General features: G+C 70.5%; 19 protein-coding genes. 8 read left to right on the plus strand and 11 right to left on the minus strand.

The genetic code is table 11. The annotated features are described in order from the left end of the window. Positions 1-151: 151 nt before the first annotated feature. The 4 genes from C0010_RS06105 to C0010_RS06120 form a co-directional block, all read right to left on the minus strand. Complete coding sequence (locus C0010_RS06105; RefSeq protein ID WP_105566185.1) at positions 152-2164, minus strand: PTS fructose transporter subunit IIABC; 2013 nt, start codon at positions 2162-2164, stop codon at positions 152-154. 35 nt (positions 2165-2199) lie between these two features. Beyond that, complete coding sequence (locus tag C0010_RS06110; RefSeq protein ID WP_105566186.1) at positions 2200-3240, minus strand: 1-phosphofructokinase family hexose kinase; 1041 nt, start codon at positions 3238-3240, stop codon at positions 2200-2202. Positions 3241-3376: 136 nt separating this feature from the next. Continuing rightward, positions 3377-4183 carry a DeoR/GlpR family DNA-binding transcription regulator gene (locus C0010_RS06115; RefSeq protein ID WP_105566187.1) on the minus strand — a complete coding sequence of 269 codons (807 nt, stop codon included), beginning with the start codon at positions 4181-4183 and terminating at the stop codon, positions 3377-3379. A gap of 176 nt (positions 4184-4359) precedes the next feature. After that, positions 4360-5214 carry an IclR family transcriptional regulator gene (locus tag C0010_RS06120; RefSeq protein WP_105566188.1) on the minus strand — a complete coding sequence of 285 codons (855 nt, stop codon included), beginning with the start codon at positions 5212-5214 and terminating at the stop codon, positions 4360-4362. A 130-nt stretch (positions 5215-5344) separates the two neighbouring features. Here C0010_RS06120 and C0010_RS06125 point away from each other — a divergent pair, with 130 nt between their 5' ends. The 7 genes from C0010_RS06125 to C0010_RS06155 all read left to right on the plus strand — a co-directional run bounded on the left by C0010_RS06125 (position 5345) and on the right by C0010_RS06155 (position 12433). Next, positions 5345-6316 (plus strand): PDR/VanB family oxidoreductase, encoded by a 972-nt coding sequence (locus C0010_RS06125; RefSeq protein ID WP_198410814.1) that lies wholly within the window; start codon positions 5345-5347, stop codon positions 6314-6316. Positions 6317-6329: 13 nt separating this feature from the next. Then, complete coding sequence (locus C0010_RS06130; protein ID WP_105566189.1) at positions 6330-7544, plus strand: cytochrome P450; 1215 nt, start codon at positions 6330-6332, stop codon at positions 7542-7544. 178 nt (positions 7545-7722) lie between these two features. Next, positions 7723-8505: an ABC transporter ATP-binding protein gene (locus C0010_RS06135; protein WP_105566190.1), complete on the plus strand. Its 783-nt coding sequence runs from the start codon at positions 7723-7725 to the stop codon at positions 8503-8505. Further along, a complete protein-coding gene (locus C0010_RS06140; RefSeq protein ID WP_105566191.1) occupies positions 8492-9202 on the plus strand; it encodes an ABC transporter ATP-binding protein in 711 nt (236 codons plus the stop codon). Before C0010_RS06135 ends, C0010_RS06140 begins: the two co-directional genes overlap by 14 nt. A gap of 1 nt (position 9203) precedes the next feature. Next, positions 9204-10085 carry a branched-chain amino acid ABC transporter permease gene (locus C0010_RS06145; RefSeq protein ID WP_105566192.1) on the plus strand — a complete coding sequence of 294 codons (882 nt, stop codon included), beginning with the start codon at positions 9204-9206 and terminating at the stop codon, positions 10083-10085. 7 nt (positions 10086-10092) lie between these two features. Next, positions 10093-11130: a branched-chain amino acid ABC transporter permease gene (locus C0010_RS06150; RefSeq protein WP_105566193.1), complete on the plus strand. Its 1038-nt coding sequence runs from the start codon at positions 10093-10095 to the stop codon at positions 11128-11130. Positions 11131-11167: 37 nt separating this feature from the next. Continuing rightward, positions 11168-12433 (plus strand): ABC transporter substrate-binding protein, encoded by a 1266-nt coding sequence (locus tag C0010_RS06155; RefSeq protein ID WP_105566194.1) that lies wholly within the window; start codon positions 11168-11170, stop codon positions 12431-12433. An 89-nt stretch (positions 12434-12522) separates the two neighbouring features. On the opposite strand, the gene C0010_RS06160 is transcribed toward C0010_RS06155, so the two are convergent. The 6 genes from C0010_RS06160 to C0010_RS06185 all read right to left on the minus strand — a co-directional run bounded on the left by C0010_RS06160 (position 12523) and on the right by C0010_RS06185 (position 18090). Beyond that, positions 12523-14184: an ABC1 kinase family protein gene (locus tag C0010_RS06160; RefSeq protein WP_105566195.1), complete on the minus strand. Its 1662-nt coding sequence runs from the start codon at positions 14182-14184 to the stop codon at positions 12523-12525. After that, positions 14184-14711, minus strand: coding sequence for a PadR family transcriptional regulator (locus C0010_RS06165; protein WP_105566196.1), 528 nt, complete (start codon positions 14709-14711; stop codon positions 14184-14186). The genes C0010_RS06160 and C0010_RS06165 overlap by 1 nt, the downstream gene beginning before the upstream one ends. A gap of 70 nt (positions 14712-14781) precedes the next feature. After that, positions 14782-15969, minus strand: coding sequence for a hypothetical protein (locus C0010_RS06170; protein WP_105566197.1), 1188 nt, complete (start codon positions 15967-15969; stop codon positions 14782-14784). Positions 15970-16014: 45 nt separating this feature from the next. Continuing rightward, positions 16015-16650, minus strand: coding sequence for a hypothetical protein (locus C0010_RS06175; RefSeq protein ID WP_105566198.1), 636 nt, complete (start codon positions 16648-16650; stop codon positions 16015-16017). Between the two features lie 55 nt (positions 16651-16705). Next, complete coding sequence (locus tag C0010_RS06180; RefSeq protein WP_105566199.1) at positions 16706-17368, minus strand: hypothetical protein; 663 nt, start codon at positions 17366-17368, stop codon at positions 16706-16708. An 11-nt stretch (positions 17369-17379) separates the two neighbouring features. Continuing rightward, positions 17380-18090 (minus strand): WXG100 family type VII secretion target, encoded by a 711-nt coding sequence (locus C0010_RS06185; RefSeq protein WP_232531803.1) that lies wholly within the window; start codon positions 18088-18090, stop codon positions 17380-17382. Between the two features lie 170 nt (positions 18091-18260). Here C0010_RS06185 and C0010_RS06190 point away from each other — a divergent pair, with 170 nt between their 5' ends. Next, complete coding sequence (locus C0010_RS06190; protein WP_105566201.1) at positions 18261-18539, plus strand: WXG100 family type VII secretion target; 279 nt, start codon at positions 18261-18263, stop codon at positions 18537-18539. A 64-nt stretch (positions 18540-18603) separates the two neighbouring features. Here C0010_RS06190 and C0010_RS06195 read toward each other — a convergent pair whose 3' ends face one another. Further along, positions 18604-19491: a spermidine synthase gene (locus C0010_RS06195; RefSeq protein ID WP_105566202.1), complete on the minus strand. Its 888-nt coding sequence runs from the start codon at positions 19489-19491 to the stop codon at positions 18604-18606. Between the last annotated feature and the right edge of the window lie 18 nt (positions 19492-19509).

Below are 19509 nucleotides of genomic sequence, written 5' to 3' on the forward strand. Positions count from 1 at the left end.
AAGGAGCACCGCGGTCCGGTCGCCGACACCCGATCTCGGCGCACCGCAGGCGCAGGAGCAACGCTAACAGAGAATGATTCTCATCTCTAGTCGACCGCGCCCACCCGGATGCGGCATCCGGATGGGCGCGGTTCGTACGGGGCGCGTCAGCTCAGGCCGCGACCGCCTCGGCCTCGACCGAGGTGCGCTTGTGCGCGTACCGCTTCAGCGCGACCACCGCGAAGCCGGTGATGATCGTGCCCGCGGCGAGCGCGATCGCGAATCCCCAGAGCGGGTCGATCGCGAAGAACACGAACACACCGCCGTGCGGGGCCTGCGAGGCGACGCCGAAGGTCATCGAGAGGCCGCCCGCGACCGCGCCGCCCAGCATCGAGGCGGGGATGACGCGCAGCGGGTCTGCGGCGGCGAACGGGATCGCGCCCTCGGAGATGAACGACAGGCCCAGCAGCCAGGCGGCCTTGCCGTTCTCGCGCTCGGGGGCCGTGAACTGCTTGCGGTCGAGCACCGTCGAGGCGAGCGCCATCGCGAGCGGCGGAACCATGCCCGCCGTCATCACGGCGGCCATGATCAGGTACGGCACGGGGTTCGACTCGGACGCCCCCTCGAGGCCCGCGACAGCGAACGCGTACGCCACCTTGTTGACGGGGCCGCCGAGGTCGAAGCACATCATCAGGCCGAGCACGACGCCGACGAGCACGATGAGGCCAGACTCGGCCAGGCCGTTCAGGCCCGCGGTCATCGCCTCCATGAGCGCCGCGATCGGCGCCCCGAGGAACAGGATCATGAGCCCGGATGCGAAGATCGAGCCCAGCAGCGGGATGATCACGACCGGCATCAGGCCGCGCAGCCACTGCGGCGCCTTCAGGGAGCCGAGCCACCAGGCCGCGAGGCCGGCGAGCACGCCGCCGATGATGCCGCCGATGAAGCCGGCGCTCATCATGACGGCGACCGAACCGGCGACGAAGCCGGGCGCGATGCCGGGGCGGTCGGCCATGCCGAACGCGATGTACCCGGCCAGCGCCGGCACGAGGAAGTCCATCGAGGTCTTGCCGATGATGAAGGCGACGGCGCCGAGGTACTGCAGCAGCCCGCCGTCCGGCAGGTTCCAGAGCGCGTTGTTCAGCGCGATGTCGCGCGCGACATCCGAGATCTCGTAGCCGCCCAGCAGGAAGCCGAGCGACATCAGCAGGCCGCCGCCCGCGACGAACGGGATCATGTACGACACGCCGGTCAGCAGCACGCGCTGGATCTTCGCGCCGATCGACTCGCCCTGCTCGTCGCCGGAGGCGCCCGCGTCGGCCTCGCCTCCGACGCGCTCGGCGCCGGGGTCGGACGCCGCGCTGACGGCCTGCGCGATCAGTTCGTCGCCGTGCTCGATGCCCGCCTTGACCCGCTTCCGGATGACGGGCTTGCCCGCGAAGCGCTGGGGCTCGCGCACGTCGACGTCGACCGCGAAGATCACGGCGTCCGCGTCTCGGATGACGGCGGGGTCGACCGCGTCGAAGCCGCTCGAGCCCTGCGGCTCGACGGCGAACTCGACGCCGGCCTTCTTCGCCGCGGCTGCGAGGCCGTCCGCCGCCATGTAGGTGTGGGCGATGCCCGTGGCGCACGCCGTGACGGCGACGATCCGCGCGGGGCGTCCGTCGATCGTGAGCCCTTCCGGCACGCCCACGGCCGCCTCCTCGGGCGCGGGCGCCTCATCCGGAACGTCGTCGCCCTCGCCGATGGCGGCGCGCACGATCGCGACGGCTTCGTCGGCATCGGATGCGGCGCGGAGAGCGCCGAGGAAGTCCTCGTCCATGAGGTGACGGGCGAGCGACGACAGCACGGCGAGGTGCTCCTCGGCCGCGGTGTCGGGCGCGGCGATCATGAAGACGATGTCGGCCGGCGCGTCGTCGGCGCCGAAGTCGACGCCGGGGCTCAGGCGGGCGAACGCGAGCGACGCCGCCGAGACCGTCGCTGCCTTGGCGTGCGGGATGGCGATGCCGCCGGGAAGGCCCGTCGCGTCGGTCTCCTCGCGCGCCCAGGCGGCGTCGAAGAGCGCGTCGGCGTCGGCCGCGCGCCCCTCGGCGACGAAGCGGGCGGCGAGAGCGCGCAGCACCGCGGCCTTGTCGTCGCCGAGGCTCTCGTCGAGGCTGACGAGCCCTGCTGTGATGGTGTCCATGGTGATCTCCGTGGTGTGGGTGGGGTGTGTGTTCGTCAGGCGATGGGGGTGACGGGGAGCTCCCCCGCCGGAAGGTCGTCGGGCGTCGTCAGGCTCGTGCCCGGCAGCGCCGCGGTCGCGGAGCCGTGGCGGATGGCGCTGCGGAGCCGGTCGTCGGCGGTCGCGCCCGCGATGTCCGCGAGCAGGAGGCCCGCGAGCGCGCTGTCCCCGGCGCCGACGGTGGAGCGGACCGCGATGCCCGCGGGAACGGGAGAGCGGCGGGCGCCGTCGGCGTCGACGAGCACGGCGCCGTCACCGCCGAGCGTCACGAGGGCGGCACGAGCGATCCGCGGCACGAGCGCGCGACAGGCGCGGGCGACCGCGACGGGGTCGGACTCCAGCGCCTCGATGAGGTCCGCGCGGGGCGACGACGCGTCGGCGTCCGCCGCGGCACCGAGCACGATCGCGCTCGCACGGACACCGCCGTCGCGCTCGAGGTCGGACAGCAGGTCGACCAGCTCCTCGGCATTGGGCGTGATCAGGTCGACGGGCCCGTCGTCCCCCGCGGCCGCGGCGAGCGCCGCGAGCGCGGCCCCCGACGCGTCGACGGCGATCTTCGGGGGGCGGGAGAAGCGGCTCCGGCATTCCCTGGCGACGCGCGCGTACAGGTCGACGGGTGCGCCGGGCGGCAGCGAGCCGCACAGCGCGAGCCACTCGGCGCCCTCGCTCGCGGCGACGACGCCGTCGATCATCCGGATCACCTCGGCTTCGCCTACGGGCTCTCCCGGCAGGTTCAGCTTCGTCGTCGCACCGTCGCCGTCGGTGATGGTCGTGTTGACGCGCACGCGGCGCTCGGTCGCGATCGCGTCGACCGCGACGGCGTCGCCGAGCAGCGCGCGGTACGGGTCGTCTCCCGCGAGCGGCAGCACCGCGACGGCGTCGGCCCCGGCGGCCTCCAGCACCCGCGCGACGTTGACGCCCTTGCCCGCCGCGTCCTCCCGCGCGGAGGCGGCCAGCTGCACCTCGCCGGGAGCGATCGGCCGCGGAAGCTCGATCGTCCGGTCGAGCGCCGGGTTGGCCGTGAACGTGACGATCATGTGTGTTCCCCTGTCTCGGCGGTCTTCTGCGTGCGGCCGGATCCGGCCGCGGGCGATCGGCCCGTTCCTGCGGCGCGCGCGGGCCGTGCCGCGCGTGGCGCGCCGGGGCCGGAGCAGAGGTTCGCGGTGGTCCCACTCATGCCTGCGCGCCCCCGTCTTCCGGGCGCCCCGCCGTCACGACCTCGACGTCGGCCGAGGCGAGCTCGTCGGCGAGCGCGCCGACAGGGGCACGGTCGACAACGGCGACGTCGAGGTCCTCGAGCCGCGCGAACCTCTGCAGGGACTCCTCGCCGAACTTCGACGCGTCGGTGAGCAGCACGACCCGGCGCGCGGCTCCGACGATCGCCCGCTTGACGTCGGCCTCGTCGGGGTCGGGCGTGCTGAGCCCGAAGCCGGCCGCGATCGCGTTGGCCCCGAGGAAGGCGATATCGGGGCGCAGCGACTCGATCGTCTGCACCGTGCGCGATCCGACGGCGGCCCCCGTGAGCCTGCGGACCCGCCCGCCGACGGCGTAGACGTCGGCGCCGCGCTCGCTCAGGAGCGCGGCGATCGCGGCGGCGTGGGTGACGACCTCGCTGCGGCGCAGGTCGATGCGGGTCGGAAGCGAGTCGGCGAGCGCGGCCGTCGTCGTGCCGGCGTCGAGGTAGATCGACCCGGAGAAGCCGGCGGGGATCAGGCCGATGGCCGCCTCCGCGATCGCTCGCTTGGCGTCGGGGTTGCGCGCCGCCTTGTCGCCGAGCGCGGGCTCGGCGAGGCTGCCGGCCCCGGCGGGGACGGCGCCGCCGTGCACGCGGCGCAGCAGGCCGTCCTCCGCCATGGATGCGAGGTCGCGACGCACGGTCTCGGTCGTCACGCCGAAGCGCTCTGCCAGGTCTGCCACCGACACCCGGCCGCCGTGTGCCAGCGCCCTGTCGATGAGCTCCCTGCGCTCCGTTGCGTACATGTGCGTCCTTCCTCGGATTCCCACACATTACAACATGAACACAACAAGAACAACATCCATCATTCGCCCCTACGGCCGCCCAAAACGACCCCCAACGGCTGCCGTCGCAACATCCGCGCCGTCCGGTCGGCTCGTGGCGCGGAACGTGTCACCGCGGCGGGCCCGCCGTCACCGCGTCAAGCCGCCGCGTGCCGGCGCTCCGCGTCGAGCTCCGCGACGAACTCGAGCGACCTCTTCGACAGCCCCAGCGTCTCGGGCGCGACGTCGCCGTACTCGCCCGACGCGCGCACGAGATCCCTCGAGATGCCGACCGCCGCCGCCGTGAGCAGGTCGATGACGGGGCGCACGGGCGCGTCGTCGTTCGGCACCACGACCGCGATGGCGGCGATGACGCGGCCGCCCGGACCCCGCACGGGCACGGCGATGCTGCGCGCCTCGAGGTGGATGTGCCCGTCCGTGACCATGAACCCGTCTCCCCTGATGCGCTCGAGCACCGGCCGCAGCGCCGCGGCGCTCGAGATGGTCAGGCTCGTGAACCGCCGCATCGGCGCGGCGCACACGGCGTCGACGACGTGCGGCTCGGCGTGCGCGAGCAGCACGAGCCCGGAGGCGGATGCATGTGCCGGCAACCTGCCGCCCACGAGCGTGCCGTTGATCACGGCATCCGGATTGGACAGCCGGTCGATGTAGAGCACATCGCTTCCCTGCAGGATGCCGAGCTGCGTGTGCTGGCCGACCCTGCGATGCACCGCTTCGCACCACACCCGCGCGACTTCGCGGAGGCCGACGGCGCCCGGTGTGCGGGCGGCGTACTCCCACAGGCGCACGCCCAGCCGGTAGGAGCGCTCCAGGTGGCGCTCGAGCAGCCCCTCGCGCACGAGTTCGTTGACGATCCGGTGGGCGGTCGATACGGGCAGGTCGGCCGCGCGGGCGATCTCGCTGAGCGTCAGGAAGGGGTGCAGCGGATCGAATGCGTCGAGCACGGCGAGCTGCCGCGCGAGCGCGGACTTCCCCTCGGAACGGTGCGCCATCGCACTCCCCTCTCGAGCGCGAGCATACGCCGGTTTTCACATCAATGGAATCCCGCTTCCCCGTCGGCGTCCGCCGGCATAGCTTCTCCTCATCGGTCGACGCGGACCGGACGACGGCGAGGAGGCCGCGATGACCATGACGATGCACGCGCCGGCGCGCGGAGCGGTGCTCGATACGACGACCCTGACGGTGACGGCGATCACCCGGGTCGCGGACGACGTGGTCGCCGTCGAGCTGGCGCGCCCCGACGGCTCGCGCCTGCCCGATTGGGCCCCGGGTGCGCACATCGACATCGAGCTGCCCGGCGGCAAGCGGCGGCAGTACTCGCTGTGCGGCGACCGCTGGAACGCGCACGCGTATCGCGTCGCGGTCAAGCGCGAACCGGATGGCCGCGGCGGCTCCGCCTACGTCCACGACTCCCTGGCCGTCGGCGACGCGGTCGGCTTCGGAGGCCCGCGCAACAACTTCCGCCTCGCCCCGGCCGACGAGTACCTGTTCGTCGCGGGCGGCATCGGCATCACCCCGATCCTGCCGATGCTCGCGCAGGCGGAGGTCGTCGGCGCGCCGTGGCGGCTGCTCTACCTCGTCCGCGACGCGTCGTCGGCGCTCGACCTCGGTCGCTGGAACGGCCATCCGAGCATCACCTTCCACGACGCGAGCGCGCTCGGCCGCTGCGACCTCGACGGCTGGCGTCCGACGGACCCCGGGGTGCGCGTCTGGGCCTGCGGGCCCGAGCGCCTACTCGATGCGGTCGAAGCGTGGCCGACCCCAGAGGGCGGCGTGGCCCCGAAGACCGAACGGTTCACGGCCTCAGCGGCGGTCGACGCGGTCTCGCGCCCGTTCGAGGTCGTCGCGCGCCGCTCGGGGCGCGCGACGCGGGTGGAGGCCGGCGGCACGATCGCCGAGTCGCTGCGCCGCGCCGGCATCGACGTGATCACGTCCTGCGGCCAGGGCCTGTGCGGCACGTGCGAGACCGACGTGATCGCGGGCACACCCGATCACCGCGACGCGCTGCTCGACGACGCCGAGCGCGCCGAAGGCCGCGTCATCTTCCCCTGCGTGTCGCGCTGCATCGGCGACCGCATCGTCCTCGATATCTGACCGGAGCCGCACCATGACCCTCACCGCCCCGCGCGTCGACGTCCCGACCAGCGACATCGACCCCTTCTCAGACGAATACCTGCGCGACCCGCTGCCGTTCCAGCACGAGCTGCGCGAGCTCGGCCCCGTCGTCCGCCTCGAGCGATACGGCGTCTACGCGATGGCGCGGTTCGCCGAGGTGCATCGGGCGCTCACCGACTGGCAGTCCCTGCAATCGGCGGCGGGCGTCGGGCTCGCGGACTTCGTCAAGGAGAAGCCGTGGCGCCCGCCGAGCCTGCTGCTCGAGGCCGACCCGCCCCGCCACGACGCGCCGCGAGCTGTGGGCGAGCGCCTCCTGTCACCGCGGAAGCTGCGCGCGCTGCAGGGGCGGTGGCGGGTCGACGCGGCCGAGCTGGTCGACGACGTGCTGGCGCGCGGCAGCGCGTTCGACGCCGTCACCGACCTCGCGCAGGTGTTCCCGCTGCGCGTGTTCCCGGATGCCGTGGGCATCGGGAAGACCGGTCGGGAGAACCTGCTGCCCTACGGCGACTTCGCATTCAACGCGTTCGGGCCGCGGAATGCGCTCGTCACCGACGCTCAGCCGCGCATGGGGCCGGTCGTCGAATGGATCGGCCAGCAGTGCATGCGCGAGAACCTCGCCGACGACGGCTTCGGCGCGCAGATCTGGGCGGCGGCCGACCGGGGTGAGATCACGCACGAACAGGCGCCGCTCATCGTCCGCTCGCTGCTCACCGCTGGCGTCGACACGACCGTCACGGGGATCGCCGCCGTGGTCCACGCGCTCGCGACGCATCCGGATCAGTGGCGGGCGCTGCAGCGCGACCGCTCGCTGCTGCCCCGCGCGTTCGAGGAGGCCGTGCGCCTGCTCTCCCCCGTGCAGGCCTTCTTCCGGACCACGACGACGGAGACCGAGATCGCCGACGGGGTCGTCCTGCCCTCGGGCGAGAAGGTGATGATGCTGCTCGGCGCCGCGAACCGCGACCACCGGAAGTGGCGGACCCCCGGCGCGTTCGACCTGTCGCGCGATCCGTCGGGCCACGTCGCCTTCGGCATGGGCCTGCACCAGTGCGTCGGCCAACACGTCGCACGGCTCGAGTCCACCGTCCTGATCGATGCCCTGCTCGATCGGGTGGACGGCATCGAGCTCGCCGCCGAGCCGACGCTGCACCTCAACAACACCCTGAGGGGGTGGGACGCGATGCCCGTCGTGACCGCGCCTCTGACGTGACCCGCGTGCGATCACGGGCACGGAACGATATACCTATAGCGTTAGGGAATCGTCACAGACGACGTCAGGACGACGGAGGAGAACCGTCGTAACGTAAGACCACAGACTCCGCGGGCCACCCCGAGCCCGCGGCCGAACTCCCCCTGCTCGCAGAGTCGCGGCAAGAGAGGAAAGAGCGATGGCCGCTCGATTGACCCTCGCAGGCGTCAACCTCCGCTTCGGCGGGGTGACGGTGCTCTCCGACGTCGGCTTCGACGTCGAACCCGGCCGGGTGCTGGGCCTCGTCGGCCCCAACGGCGCGGGGAAGACCTCCCTGTTCAACTGCATCAGCGGCCATTACCGGCCGACATCCGGATCGATCAGGATCGACGGCGAGGAGGTCGCCGGCTCCGCACCCTCGAAGCTCAACAAGAAGGGGCTCGCTCGCACATTCCAGCACCCGGCGCTCCAGCTGCACCACACGGTGCTCGAGAACGTGATGCTCGGCGGGCACACCCGCCTGCCGGGCGGGCCCGTTGCGTGGTCGCTGCGCGTACCGCCGACGGGGCGGCGCGAGCGCGAGGTCCGCGACGAGGCGATGGCCATGCTCGAGTCGGAGGGCCTGGGCTGGGCTGCGCAGGCGCGCGCGGACGAGCTGTCCCACGGCCTGCACAAAGCCGTCGAGCTGTGCAGGGCCCGGATGTCGCACCCGTCGTTGCTGCTCCTCGACGAACCGGCGGCGGGGCTCTCGCACGGCGAGGTCGAGCAGCTGATGGCGACGGTCAGGCACCTCACGAGCGAGGGCGAGATGACGGTCGTCATCGTCGAGCACAACATGGGCCTCATCTCGGCCCTCACCGACCGGGTCGTCGTGCTCAACTACGGCTCGAAGCTCATGGAGGGCACGGCTGCCGAGGCACAGGCCGACCCGCGCGTGATCGAGGCCTACATCGGATCGGAGGAATCGGATGCCGCTGCTTGAGCTCACCGACGTGACGGCGTCGTACGGCAGGGTCCAGGTGCTCGAGGGCGTGTCGCTGCGCGTCCCCGACGGGGGCGCCGTCGGGATCCTCGGCGCCAACGGCGCAGGAAAGACCACCACGCTCCGCGCGATCAGCGGAACCGTGAACGTGGGGGGTCGGATCGTGTTCGACGGAACCGACATCACCCACGCGGGCCCCGAGAAGGTCGCCTCCCTCGGCATCGCCCACGTGCCGGAGGGGCGGGGCACCCTCATGAACCTCTCGGTCCGCGAGAACCTGCAGGTGGGAGCGTACCTCCGCAAGGACCGCCGCGCGATCGCCGGCGACATCGGGTTCTTGCTCGAGATGTTCCCGAACCTCGGGCGCCGCATCTCCCAGAACGCCTCGACGCTCTCGGGCGGCGAGCAGCAGATGCTCGCGATCGCGCGGGCATTCATGGCGAAGCCGCGCCTGCTCGTCCTCGACGAACCTTCGCTCGGCCTCGCGCCGTCCACCTCGAAGGAGGTCTACGACGCCATCCAACGGCTGCGCGAGCAGTCGGGCATCGCGATGCTCGTCGTCGAGCAGAACGCCAACCTCGCATTCCGCGTCGTCGAGGAGGCGACGGTCCTGGAGACCGGGCGCAGCGTGCTCACCGGCACGGCCGCCGAGCTCAGGGGCCGGGACGAGATCAGGAAGGCGTACCTCGGGGGCTGACATGGGAACCTTCATCCAACTCGTCGTCGACGGACTCGGGACCGGCGCGATCTACGCGGCGCTCGGCCTGGCGATCGTCCTCGTCAACCAGTCGACCGGCATGATCAATTTCGCGCAGGGCGGTCTGGCCGTGCTCGCCGCGTACCTGGTGTACGCGCTCTTCGGAACCGGCCTCCCGCTGATCGTCGCCGTCGTCCTCGCCGTGATCGCCGCGTTCGTCATCGGCGCCCTCATCGAGCTCCTGCTCATCCGGCGCTTCGAGAACGGCGACCCCGATACGGCGATCGTCGTCACGGTCGGCCTGCTGATGCTGGTCACCGGCGTGTGCGGCTGGATCTGGTCGTACAACAACCTTCGGCTGCCGTGGTTGTTCCCCGAGGCGTCGTTCCCGTTCCTCGGGGCGACCATCAGCTGGCGCTCGCTCGGCACGTTCCTCGTGATCCTGGTCGTGATGGGCCTCATCCAGCTGCTGTTCCGCGGAACGAGGCTCGGGCTCGCGCTGCGCGCCGTCGCCGACAACCGGTCGACCGCGGCGCTCAGCGGCATCCCCGTCGGTCGCCACCTGATGATCGGTTGGGGCCTCGCCGCGGCCCTCGGCGCGGTCGCCGGCGCGCTGATCGCGCCGCGCCTGTCGCTCACGCCTGGGATGTTCGACACGGTGCTGGTGTACGCGCTGGCGGCGGTCATCCTCGGCGGCCTCTCGAGCCCCCTCGGCGTCGTGGTCGCGGCCCTGCTCATCGGCGTGCTCGAGAACCTGGCGGCCGTGTACCTGCCGTTCATCGGCCACGATCTGAAGATCGCCGTACCGTTCGTGCTCCTGTTCATCGTGCTGCTCGTCAGGCCGCAGGGCCTGTTCGGCCGCAAGACCGTCGTGAGGGTGTGAGGCAGCCATGTCAGAGAGAACCCAGGTCACCGACCTCACCGCGCCCCTGACCACCCCGGCCCCCGGCCGCCGCGCGTGGTGGCGCATCGCCGTCGTCGTCGCGATCATCGTCGCCCTGATCGTCGCGCCGCTCGTGCTCCAGGTGGAGGTGAACCAGCAGCTCGCCCGCGTCGGCGTCTTCGCAACCGCTGTTCTCGGCCTGAACGTGATCATGGGCTACACCGGCCAGGTCTCGCTCGGCCAGATCTTCTTCGTCGGCTTCGGCGCCTACGTGACCGCGTACGGCGTGAACAACGACTGGCCGATCGTGCTGACCTTCGTCGCCGCGATCGTGCTTCCGGGGCTCGCCGGTCTGATCGTGGCGTTCGCCGCTGCCAGGCTCGGCGGCCTCGCGATCGCCATGGTCACGCTCGCCCTCCCCGTCATCGGAGTGCCCCTCGCCAAGCGGCTCTCCGACCTCACGGGTGGCTCCCAGGGCACCTCGGCGCGCTTCTCGAAGGCGCCGGAGTGGACGGGGCTGTACGACGACCAGTGGCAGTACTACACGGTGCTGCTGATCGCCGGAATCTGCTTCCTGCTCGTGTGGAACCTCACGCGCGGAAAGTTCGGCCGCGCCCTCGCGATCGTCAAGGAGAACGAGAACGTCGCGAAGTCGATGGGCATCTCTCCTTACCGATACAAGGTGATGGCGTTCACGATCGCCGCGCTGATCGGCGGCGTCGCCGGGTTCCTCTACATGGTCGTCGTGCAGTACACCAGCCCGGAGACGCTCGCGTTCCACCACTCGATCAGCCTGCTCGCATCGATGGTGGTCGGCGGCGCGGCGAGCATTCTGGGGTCCCTGCTCGGCGGCATCTACTACGTGTTCGTCCCGAGCGTCGCGAACGAGATCGCCCCGACGCTGACCGCACTGATCCAGGGCGCCATCCTGCTCCTCGTCCTCGTCCTCCTCCCCGGCGGCCTCGCGAGCGTGCCCCACCGCATCCGGCGCCTGTTCCGCGGGAAGAGCAGAGCGAGCGGCCCGGATGATGCGGCCGGCGCGTGACGTCCCTTCCGATCCACACAGATAGAGAGGTTCAGCAATGGTTCTGAACAGCAAGAAGTCGAAGGCCCTCGGCATCGTCGCCGTCGGCTCCGCGCTCGCCCTCGCGCTGACCGGCTGCGGCCGCGACGCCGGCGGCTCTGGCGGAGGCGACGGGTCCGGCGGCGGCACGAGCCCCGGCATCACCGATGACTCGATCACGCTGGGCGTCACGACACCGCTCTCGGGCGGCACCGCCGGCCCCGGCACCTGCACCGTCGCGGGCCTGGTCGCCTACATGGGCGAGCGCAACGCCGAGGGCGGCATCGAGTTCGGCGACGGCAAGACCCGCACCGTCGACGTGCAGGCCTGGGACGACGCGTACGACCCGCAGAAGGCCCTGCAGAACTTCCAGCAGAACTCCGGCGACGTCTTCGCGTTCACGTCGGGGCTCGGCACACCCACGAACCTCGCCTACCGCGAGGCGGCGATCGACGAGGAGGTGCCGCAGGTGCTCGTGCAGACGGGCGACCCGACCTTCTCCGACCAGGAGGCCAGCCCCTGGCAGCTCGGCTTCGTGCCGACCTACATGAACGAGGGGGCCGCGTTCGGCGAGCTGCTCGCCGAATCGGGCGGCGATGCCACGGTCGCCGTGCTCTCGCAGAACGACGACTACGGCGAGGGCTATGTCGAGGGCTTCAAGGAGGCCATCGAGGGCTCTGGCGTCGAGATCGTGGCCGAGCTCACCTACGAGGCGACGGACACCTCGGTCGACGCGCAGCTCACCGAGCTGGCGGCGACCGACGCCGACTACTTCTTCAACGCGATGTCGGTCACGCCCCTGATGATCGCGTCGATCGAGAAGGTGCGCGAGCTCGGCTGGACGCCCAGTTGGTTCCTGCCGTCGAACACCTCGAGCCCCGCCGCCATCCTCGGGCCGGCGAAGGCGAATCCGGATGACGGCGTGTACTCGGTCTCGTTCGCGAAGGCGCCGCAGTCGCCCGCCTACGCCGAGGACGAGGACGTCACGACCTTCCTCGCGTCGCTCGAGGAGTACTCGGGCGAGTACACGACGACGCCCGACTTCCCCCACTGCATGTGGAGCTACATGGTCGGCGCGACGCTCGACCAGGCGTTCCAGAATATGGAGGAGCCGACGCGCGAGTCGTTCATGGAGGCGCTGCGCTCGGTGAGCGACTTCCAGGCGCCGCTGATGCTCGACGGCACCGCGGTCGACACGACGGAGGACGGCCAGCCGGCCGTCTCGAGCCTGGTCGTGCAGAAGTACAACGGTGCCGGCTACGACACCGTCGATTCCCTCGGCTGAGCGGGGACCCACCCCGCTCCCGTGGCATCATCCGCGCCGAAACGGCGGAGTATGGTGCGGATGATGTCACGGGAGCGGATGGCCCGCGGTCAGCGGCGCCGCGCGAACAGCACGTGCAGCAGCGGCAGCGCCGAGACCGCCATGAGGGTGACCCCGACGCCCTCGACCGCGCCGTACACGACGGCGCCCGACACCATCAGCGCCGCGAAGAGCACGGCCGAGATCGTGCGGCGCAGCGCCGCCTCGAGGCGCGCCATCCGGCGCTCGACGGCCGGCGACGACACCGCGACGGAGCCGTCGTCGAAGCGATCGAGCAGTCCGTCGATGCGCTTCGGCAGCCGCCACGCGACGCGCGCGTTCTCGAGCGCACCCTTCGCGAAGTCGCCCGCAAGGCCTGCGCTCTCGTCGGCGACGAGGCGCGCGGCGTACGGCTCGAGCGAGTCCCAGATGTTGAACTTCGGGTCGAGCGCCGTCGAGACGCCCGAGGTGAGCGAGGCCGCCCGCACGATCAGGAGGAAGTTCTCCGGGAGTTGGATGGGCAGCGTCCTGACGACGTCGCGGAACTCGTCGCCGAAGTCGCGGAACTCGCGAGGGTCGACGTCGCGGAGCTCCGCGAAGCCCATGCCGCCGAAGCGGTCGAACAGCGCGGTCAGAGCGCGCTCGAGCTCACGCGTGTCGGCAGACGGAAGCAGCACGCCGACGTCGCGCACCGCGGCGACGAGGCCCCCGCCGTCGCGCGCGGCCATCGCGATCACGAGGGCGCGGAGGCCTCGGCGCATGCGCTCGGGGACCTCGCCCATCATGCCGAAGTCGACGAAGGCGAGGCGCCACGCGCCGCCCTCCCCCGGCTCGACGAAGACGTTCCCCGGGTGCGGGTCCGCGTGGAAGAAGTCGCTCGAGAACACCTGCTCGAGCATCACCTCTGCGAACACCGGTGCCACCTCGGCGGGGTCGATGCCGGCGGCTCTCAGTGAATCGATGTCGGTGATCTTGACGGCCGAGACGTCTTCGAGCGTGAGCACGCGCCGCCCCGATCGCTCCCATGCGATGCCGGGAGTCCGCACGCGGTCGTCGTCGGCGAAGGACGCGGCGAAGCGCTCGCAGTTCGCCGCCTCGTGGAGGTAGTCGATCTCGTCGCGGCAGATGCCGGCGAACTCGTCGACGAGGGCCGGCGCATCGACGCGGTCGGCGACGATGCGAACGCGGCTCAGCCAGCCCGCGACCCGGCGCAGCGCACGCAGGTCGACCTCGACGATGCGGTCGATGCCGGGCCGCTGGATCTTCACGACGACATCGGAGAACCCGGCTTCGGCGGCGAGATGCGGCGGCAGCACCGCGCGGTGCGCCTGGCCGAGCGACGCGGCGGCAACGGGTTCCGGGTCGAATCTCGCGTACGCGCGCTCGAGGGGCATGCCGAGCTCGGTCTCGGCCATCGCTCGGACGGCGGCCTGTTCCTCGGCCGGCACCTCGTCCTGCAGCCCCTGGAGCCCCTCCGTCAGCTCCTTCGGCATCACGTCGAGGCGCGACGAGAGGAACTGACCGACCTTGATCATGAGGCCGCCGAGGCCGACCGCCATGTCGCGGAAGCCGCGCGCGAAGCGCGCCATCCGGCGCGCCCTGGTGCGCTCCGCGACGCGCGCCAGCCCGATCTTCGGCAGCAGCATCTCGTACCACCACTGGATCACGAACTGACGCGCCGCGAAGCGCACGATGCGGCGATAGCGCGCGCGCTCGGAGCGTGCGGCCGCCATCAGCCGTCGGCGAGGATCGCGTAGATCCGCTTGCGCGCGTCGTCGAGCACGCCGACGGCCCGCTCCGCCTGCTCGGCCGAGCCGGCGCGCGCGACGTGGCTCACGGCGTCGGCGAGATCGATCCCCGCCTTCGCGAGGGCCGGCGCGCGTCCGACGCGCGGCTGCTCCGCGCCGCCCCACGGCACTTCGGCCTTCTCCGCGGCCGCGCGGCCCTCGTCCGTGAGGGCGTATGTCTTCCGGCCGCCCTCCTCCTCGACGCGGACGAGCCCCTCATCCGCGAACATCTGGAGGGTCGGATACACCGAGCCGGCGCTCGGCTTCCACGTGCCCCCGCTGCGCTCTTCGATCTCGCGGATGATCTGGTAGCCGTGCATCGGCTCCTCTGCCAGCAGGACGAGCGTCGCCGCGCGCACATCGCCGCGCGCCTTCCTCGGGCCGGTCGGGCGCCTGTCGAATGTGCTCCTCAGCTGCTCAACGACCTGCCAGAGCCCGTCCCCTGGCCGCTGTGTGTTCTGTGATGCGTCCATGATTCCTCCCGAACGACTATCGGTGATACAAGAACGATATGTCGTTGGGAGGGTTTTGGGAAGCCCCCCGTCACACGAGAGCGAAGTCCGAGGGAATGCGGAAGCGGAGCGGCGCGTACTCCGTGAGCCCGAGCGCATCGCCCGCGTGCTCGAGGAACTCGGCGTAGGGGATCGCTCTGCCCGTTCCCGCCACGACGACCTCGTCGACGACGGGAAGCACCGCCTCCGTCCCCGCTGGCCACGTGGTGAACGTCGTCAGCGTTCCGTCGTCCGCGATACGGAGCTCGGCGTCCGCCACGTGTGCGGGCTCGTTCCGGATCTCGGCCGCCTGCGCCGCGTAGGCGTGCACGAGCTGCTTGCGTTCGACGGCCCCGATCCTCTCGACGGCATCCGGATGCGCCGCGCGCCAGTCGTAGGGCCGCCACGAGCCGTCCCGGCGCACGAGCGGGTGCGTGCTCAGGAGCGGCGTTCCGGCGCCGAGCAGGGCCTCCGCCCGCTCGAGCGCGAGGTGCACGCCCTCATCCGCCTGACGCTCGGTGAACAGGATCGCGCAGTCGCGCCCGAGCACGAAGGCGATCAGGCCGTCATCCGGGTCTTCCGCGCCGCGGGGGCGCGCCGCCAGCAGGAGCGACGCCGCGTACGCCTCGTCGGCGATGACGCGCGGGAAGCCGTTCGGGTTCTCGATCGCGTCGGGCCGATACCCGATCACGCGGGCGCGGGTCTCCTCCATGAGCGCGCCGTACGGGAGGTTCCCTCGCTGCGCGACGACCTCCGTGACGACCTCGTGCTCCCCGTCGCGGTCGACGACGTCGATCCCGATGAAGACCTCCCCGCCGACGTATGCCGTGCGAGGCATGTCGGAGGTGTCGGCGTTCATCGACGCGATGCTGATCGCATTCGCGCTGTGGAAGCGCAGGGTCGGGTGCCTGCCCTCGCCGAGCCACTCCGAGATGATCGGCGCCTTCGGCGTTTCCGGGCGGTCGGCGAGCGGTGCCGCAGCCCCCCGGCGCTCCTCGGCCACGGGCCCGAACAGCAGGTCCTCATTCCGACGCGCGATGCACGCCGCGACGAAGTCGAGCGCCTGAACCGGGTCGGCGGAGAAGCGATCGTACTGCTCCTGGGTCAGGCGGTACTGCTCGGTCAACCGAGCGTCATCGGTCGCGACGACGAGATCGAGGAACGGAACCCCCGACTCCTCCTCGACACCGAGCCCGAAGGCATGCTGCGGCGACACGAACGTCGTGCGGAATCGGGGCATGGTGTCAGGACCTCTCGGCGATGGGGCCCAGCGGCAGTTGCACCGCTATAGCTGGCCGGTGAAGAGCGGCTTGCGCGAGGCGACGTCGAAGATCGCCGTGATCTGGTCGCCTTTCACGAGTGTCACGGTCGTCGAAGGCAACGAAAGAGCTCGCGCTACAGCCGGGCGAAGTTGCAGCATCCTCCACACGGGAATCGCCGTCAGATCATCCGCCGCAGGCTCGCCACGAGAGGCGGGCGGAGATGTGTCCACGAGCCAACCCGAGTCTCCGACGCGATGCTCAGCTTCGCGGGTGAGCTGAATCAGGTCAGCCGTGTCCCAGCCGTCGATACAGATCACGCGGTCGTCCCACGCAACATCTTCGGGCTCGACCCCGGCGGTCTGAGTGGTGTGCATCAGACTGACCATCATCCAGATCGCCAACGTGAGGTCATCGGTACTCGCGGTGCGCGGGTCGTTTCGGAAATCGCGCGTCAACACCGTGAACCCGCCGTCCTCCTCACGCAGCCACAACGGTGCCCATCCGATCTGCAACGTGAAGCCGTCGCGCCACTCGTCCGCGAACTCCTCGAACTGACTGATCAGTCCCTCCGCCTGCGCCACAACCTCGGCCAGGGCAGTTGCACGAATCTCCTTGCCCGTGCGGTTCGAGCGCGTCGTCGTCAGGTCTGCATCAGTCATTCGATGATCTCCTCGGCCATATATCCAACCCTACGCGTCCTCCGGTTCGGGAGCATCAGGCCCCATAATGACCCATGATCCGGTCGAGGATCTCCCGGAACGCGTCGTACTCCGCGTTGCGGACGAAGTCCGCTTCGTCGGGGGAGATCACGTAGTCGGGGTTCTTCCCCCGCCCAAGACCACCGCGGTCAATCCAGTCTGATGGCCAGAGGTCGCGCTTCGAGCTGTTCGCACTCCTATGAAGCGGCATGATGTTCTCGGCCATGTTCATGATCTCTTTCTGCACCGAGCCCGGGAGGTCCGCAAAACCCGGGATGTCGTAGATCTTCTTGGCTGGAATGATGTGATCAGCCGCGGAAGGGAGGCCGAGCACGTCGCTGTATACGGCGCTCGGCTGATCCCGAGCATCGTCACGACGGGATTGGTTCGGAGTCGAATCGCGCAACTCCGGGAACCTGAGGCTCGGATCGGTATCCGAGTCCCCCGTCGTGCCCCGGCCATCGCCGGAATTATCAGGCCGATCCGTGCGCCCCCCGTTGCCGCCCGGGCCGTCGGTGCGGTCGCCGAGGTCACCGTCGAGCTCGTCGAGGCTGCTCTGAGTGTCACGCATCTTGGTGCTGACTCGCGTCATGCGCGCATCGAAGTCGTCGGCCAGCTTCCTCAACTGGTCGGGCAGGTCGTCGAACACCTCGTGCAGCTTGCGCGACAGGGATGACATATCTGATGCTCCTATTCGGCGAAGATCGGGAGCGCGCTGACGTTGGCGGCGAAGTTCATCCCGATCTCTCGCTGTTCCGCTCCGGCATCGTCGAGCGCGTCCGCGACATCGAGCATGACAGCGTAGTCGGCGTCGAATACGGGAACGTCGCTTCCTCCCGACGACGTCAGGGGCGCATCGACCATTGCCATCGCCAGCGAGGAGACCGTACCGGTCAAGGGTTCGATGACCATGATGGCGACCCTCGCGAAGAGCTCCTCGACGGCGAGATCGGTGATGATGTCGAGTGCCTTCTTCCGCGCCACGATGATCGCCGCCGTGGCCGCCGCCGAGGCACCGAGCGTGAGCACCGCGCTCGCCGCTGCCGCCGCGATCTGAGCGGCCGTGATGCCCAGCTCGACGATGACCTTCGTCTTGAGCGCCACGATGGCATCAGAAATGATGTCGATCCCACCCGCAGCTTCCGGGAGCACATCAAGGAGCTGGTCCATGTTCTGAGTTCGGTTCTCGGTCCACGCTTCGATGTACGCGGTGGCGGCCTTCGACTTGAATGCGGCGGCCAGCTCACCATCGATCCGATCGTCGAGAGTGTCCAGTGTGCCCTGCAGGTCCTCCCTGAGCCCGCGCACGAGAGTCGCGGCATCGCGAACGGCGTCCTCGTTCACGTTCGGCCATTCGAACCCCAACAGGTCGAGCACGAAGTCGAGCTCACCCGGAATCATGATCGCCACGCTGTCCCCCTCTCTGCCGGCCGAGACCTACGCTAAGCGATACTCGCGACGCACCTCACGGGGAGTTCTACCCATCGCGTCCCCGCACCCGCGTTGCCTAGCGTTCTTCTCAGGTGGCCCGCTCGGGTCGCTGACTCACAGAACTATCGGGGTGGCAGGCGATGGCAGATTTCGGCGCAACATTCGACGAGATGGACGCGACGGCGGAGAAGCTCGACAACGGCAAGGAGGCGCTCGACGAACTCTTCGACGAGCTCCAGGGCTACGTCGACGACCTCGTCGAGGACGGCTTCAAGACGCAGAACGCGTCCGTGAAGTACCGTGACAGCTACGAGGACCTCACGAACGCGATGAAGGACGCGTCCACCGCGGTCACCGACATGGCCAACGCGCTGCGCACGATGTCCGACGAGATCCAGGACTGGGACAACTCCCACTGACGCTCTTGGCGCGGCGACGGGGTCGGCGCCTCCTTCCCGGAGGCATCGACCCCGTCGCTGCGCCTCACGCAGTGACCCCCTTGACGCGGTTCTTCATCGCCTCGATCGCGTCGAGCGCCTCGCGAGCGGCGCGCAGGTTCGGCAGCCGTGGCACGGGCGACCACACCTCGTCGGCATCGCGGATGATCGTTGCATCGCCGACGAACTCGTCGAGATCGGTGACGAGGCGGCCCTTCGACGGCTCGTCGCGGAGGGCCGCGCGGATCCGTTCGGCGTCGATCGGCGCATCCGAGGCGATCAGCATCGCGTTGCCGAATCGGAGGCCGGCCAGCACGGAAGGCGGCGTGATCACGGCCACATGCCGGAAGACATCGCGCAGCGTCGCGAGCTCGCGACGGGTGAACTCGGGTTCGGGCCCCGCGACGGAATCGCACACGAAGAGCCCGTGCGCGCGCAGCACGCGATGCGCGGATGCGAAGAACTCCCGCGAGGTGAATGCGGGCGGGATCCGGCCGCCGGCGAACACGTCGCAGGTCACGACGTCCCACGAATCGGGCGCTGTCATGTCGATCCATTCGCGCGCGTCGCCCTCGATGATCTCGATGCCGTCGGGCACCGGCAGTTCGGTCCGGCAGAGCTCCACGAACGCCGGCTCCAGCTCGACTGCGAGCTGCGGGGAACCCGGCCTCCGCTCGGCGAGCACTCGGGGCAGCGTGAGGATCGCACCGCCCAGGTGGGCGCAGCGCAGGGGTTCGCCATCGCCGATCGCGGCGAGGGCCCAGCGCGTCGTCGCGAGCGCGGGCGGCCTGCCGGGGGCGACGATCTGCGACTGCCGTACGCCGTCGATCTCGAGGCTCCATCCGCCGTCCCTGGGCACGAGCTGCGCCTCCGTGCCGGAGGAGAGCGTGATCGATCGCGTTCTACCCGCCTGCCCTTCGTCGATATCGTCCATACCGTCATGCTCCCACCG

Source organism: Microbacterium halophytorum, assembly GCF_002970975.1.
Taxonomy (GTDB): domain Bacteria; phylum Actinomycetota; class Actinomycetes; order Actinomycetales; family Microbacteriaceae; genus Microbacterium; species Microbacterium halophytorum.